This window comes from Paenibacillus sp. 01T422, assembly GCF_056398785.1.
In genome coordinates this window covers 1-3,832 of sequence record NZ_JBFTQB010000641.1, presented here as the reverse complement: position 1 = coordinate 3,832, position 3,832 = coordinate 1, and the positions used below count along the sequence as shown (strand labels likewise).

Annotated in this window: 4 protein-coding genes; 2 read left to right on the top strand and 2 right to left on the bottom strand. The window is 43.1% G+C overall.

The genetic code is table 11. From position 1 onward, the window contains the following. Both AC1DUA_RS27985 and AC1DUA_RS27980 read right to left on the bottom strand, forming a co-directional pair. The coding region (locus AC1DUA_RS27985; RefSeq protein WP_477502877.1) for a DsbA family oxidoreductase at positions 1-436 on the bottom strand (436 nt) is incomplete at its 3' end. Between the two features lie 66 nt (positions 437-502). Then, complete coding sequence (locus AC1DUA_RS27980) at positions 503-1,324, bottom strand: AraC family transcriptional regulator (protein ID WP_477502876.1); 822 nt, start codon at positions 1,322-1,324, stop codon at positions 503-505. 124 nt (positions 1,325-1,448) lie between these two features. Between AC1DUA_RS27980 and AC1DUA_RS27975 the strand changes: the two genes are divergently transcribed. After that, the gene (locus AC1DUA_RS27975; RefSeq protein ID WP_477502875.1) at positions 1,449-3,476 is read left to right on the top strand and encodes a beta-galactosidase; all 2,028 of its coding nucleotides are present in this window, start codon (positions 1,449-1,451) and stop codon (positions 3,474-3,476) included. Between the two features lie 97 nt (positions 3,477-3,573). Then, on the top strand, positions 3,574-3,832 hold a 259-nt coding region (locus tag AC1DUA_RS27970; RefSeq protein ID WP_477502874.1), incomplete at its 3' end, for a kinase/pyrophosphorylase.

Genomic DNA, 3,832 nt, shown 5'->3' with positions numbered 1-3,832 from the left:
CCATACCGAGTAGTTCAGCAGTTGATAGAAGCTCGTCCAAGCTGCCAATATCTTTACCATCTTCAAAATAAGCTTTAAATAATGCATCAACAAGTGGCTTTTTTAACTCCTCGGGCGCAATAGCTATCAACTGGTGAGCTTTTAGCGTATTCGGCATTTTCTCAACTTTGGAGAAGTCAAAATGTAAGCCGGAGGACATACCTGCTTGAGTAACCTGCTGCAGCATGCCGTTTAATCGATCCTCGTCTGCGCGGACCTTTTGGCGCATTACCTCGCGGAACGGAGAGCCTTCCATTGGTGTATAAGGATCTAGTTGGAAAGCGCGGAAGTGAATTTCAACCGGTTCCGCAGTAAAATCGGCCAGCGCATCCTCCATATTCTTTTTGCCAATGCGGCACCAAGGACACACAATATCTTCAAAAATCTCTATTATCATAAAATGTCTCAAACTCCTTCGATGAAAAAATAGTAACTATATTTTTAGTATATCCTATTAGGTTAGCTAATTCATCTGTCTGAACCTTTCTGGTGTTAATCCGACGTGCTTGCGAAAGCTGGCCACAAAATGACTTGTATCGCGAAACCCAGCGTGCCTTGCGACCTCCTTGACTGTTTTCGCAGGCTGGTGAATCAACATTTCTTTGGATTTACGGAGCCTCATGCGAATTAAATAGGAGTAAGGCGAGAGCCCAAAAGCGTGTTGAAACAACGTGTTCATATGCCGAGGGGTTATGGCTAAGACTTCAGCCATTGCTTCAAGACTAGTATCTGGATTATGATAATGAACTTCAAGCCACATCAATAGAGGCTGCAAATGGGCAATTTGATTGCGAATTGAGGTGCGGTTATTGAGCTGCCCATGCTTTTTAAGCTGAATGAAAAAATGATATAAATCAGCCGAGGCGTCATACCCAGAGTACTCGGAACCAGCATCCATATTTTTAATAATTTGACCAATTACCTTTTGCATCGGTCCATTCAAGTCCCATTTATAAACAGCAGAATCTAATAAATCTAAAGTGCCAAGGATAGCTTCCATACAAGYTCCGCCAAAAGTGACATACTGTGTGCACCATAATTCCGTAACAGCATAATAAGAATGAGGAACTCCCGGGAGCATTAAAACACCTGTTCCTTCCGGCAGTAAATATTTTTTTCCATCTAATACGAACTCCCCTTCACCGGCATAGGTTTGAAGCCAATGATAACAAGGGAAGCCCTCAGGCCTGACCAACTTTTCCTGATCTTCATGATGTCCAATACTCTCAATATAAATTGGAAACGGTTGCGCAGTTGAAGGAGTTAATTCATATCTTTTGTGCATGGGGAAGGTCACCTGTTCCATTTTATTATATGAGCATGTAAAAATATTATATTTTAAGATGAAAAATAATCCAATACAATGGAATTATTCTTATATTTTTTATCCAATCTGATGAGGTGGCAGCATGATCAATGAGAAACTCCCCAAAATTTGGTACGGCGGAGACTACAATCCCGAGCAATGGGATAAAGAAATCATGGATGAAGATCTACGTATGTTTAAGCTTGCGGGAATTGATGTAGCGACTGTTAATGTTTTTTCGTGGGCCAAATTGCAAAAGAATGAAGAAACATATGACTTTGAATGGCTAGATGAAATCATAGACAAGCTTTATGAGAAGGGCACTTATGTTTGTTTAGCTACGAGCACAGGGGCACACCCTGCTTGGATGGCGCGTAACTATCCGGATGTTCTTCGTGTTGATTTCGAAGGAAGGAAACGTAAGTTTGGAGGAAGACACAATTCCTGTCCAAACAGCCCTACATACCGTAAATACTCCTCGCTCCTCGCTGAGAAGCTGGCAGAACGTTATAAGAATCACCCTGCTATCTTAATCTGGCACATTTCAAATGAATATGGCGGGTATTGTTACTGTGAGCAATGTGCAGATGGATTCCGAAGTTGGCTGCAAGATCGCTATACGACAATTGGAAAATTAAATAAAGTGTGGAATACAAGTTTCTGGGGCCACACCTTTTATGAGTGGGAAGAAATCGTATCTCCCAATGCTTTGTCTGAAGAATGGGGAGTTGATAATACCAACTTCCAAGGCATTTCCCTGGATTATCGCAGATACATGTCTGATAGCATGCTAGAGTGCTATAAGCTTGAATACAACGCTATCAAAAAGCATACGCCTGATCTCCCAATCACAACCAATTTAATGGGATTATACAAAGAATTAGATTATTTCAAGTGGGCCAAATATTTGGATGTGATCTCATGGGATAACTATCCGTCCTTGGACACGCCGATCAGCTTAACAGCTATGACGCATGACCTTATGAGGGGGTTAAAACAAGGGCAACCATTTATGCTGATGGAACAGACGCCAAGCCAGCAGAATTGGCAACCGTACAATTCACTCAAGCGCCCAGGGGTTATGAAACTTTGGAGTTATCAAGCCGTGGCTCGCGGTGCGGATACAGTCATGTTCTTCCAGCTTCGAAGGTCGGTCGGAGCATGTGAGAAATATCACGGAGCCGTCATCGAGCACGTCGGTCATGAGAATACGCGAGTATTTCGGGAGTGCGCGGAACTGGGGACTGAACTGCAGATACTTTCAGATAAGCTGCTAGATGCCAGAGTCGAAGCGAAAGTCGCCATCGTATTTGATTGGGAAAACCGTTGGGCAGTTGAACTTTCCAGTKGGCCAACCGTAGCTCTTAAATATGTGAATGAAGTCCACAAATACTATGACGCTCTTTTCCAGCAAAACATCCAAGTAGATATGATAGGTGTTGAAACCGATCTATCCAGCTATGACATCGTTATTGCACCAGTTCTCTACATGGTTAAAAAGGGTTATGCAAAGCGGGTTGAAGACTTTGTTCACGCAGGTGGGATATTCCTCACCACATTCTTCAGCGGCATCGTCAATGAGAATGATATCGTCACCTTAGGTGGCTATCCTGGTGAATTACGTAAAGTGCTCGGGATTTGGGCTGAAGAAATTGATGCCTTGTTCCCTGACCAGTCCAACCAAATCGTTATGAGCGAACAGTGGGGAGAATTGAAAGGCGAATATCAATGCGGAGTACTTTGTGACCTAATCCATTCAGAAGGTGCAGAGGTCAAAGCCGTGTACGGCAGTGACTTTTATTCAGGAATGCCAGCACTTACTGTAAATACATACGGATCAGGTCAAGCGTGGTATGTAGCTACTAGTCCGGAGCCCTCATTTTTACAAGGACTCATTCGCAATTTGTGCGAAAACAAGGGAATTAGTGCGCCGATAGCACCTGTTTCAGGTGTAGAGGTATCAACTAGAACCCGAAATACGGACACCTATATATTTCTTCTGAATCACAATGATCATGAGGCAACCGTGGACTTAGGTGCTGTCAAAACAACAAACATGATAACCAATCAGCCTATAGAAAACACCATCTCACTCCCAGCTAAAGCAGTTAAAATTCTTAAAAAACAATAGCAATCTAGCGAAAAACCTGTATCGCTTTAAAGGATAGAGGTTTTTTTGCATTTTTGGTATAATTTCACGTATAGTAGGTTCAAAGGGGAGGTGCAGAGTGACCGAACAACAGCAGCTGTTTATTTGCTCAGATTCAATTGGAGAAACTGCCGATGCCGTTGCCAGAGCCACCGTTCGTCAATTCAATTCCGAACAGATGAGAATCAAGCGTTACGGTCATATCAGCCAACAAAGTGAAATCGTTCAAATGCTGCAGGAAGCAGCTGCAGCTGGGGGCTTTGTTGCCTATACATTTGTGCAACCCGAGCTTCGAGAAACCATGAAAAATGAAGCACATCGTCTAGGTGTGCGAACCG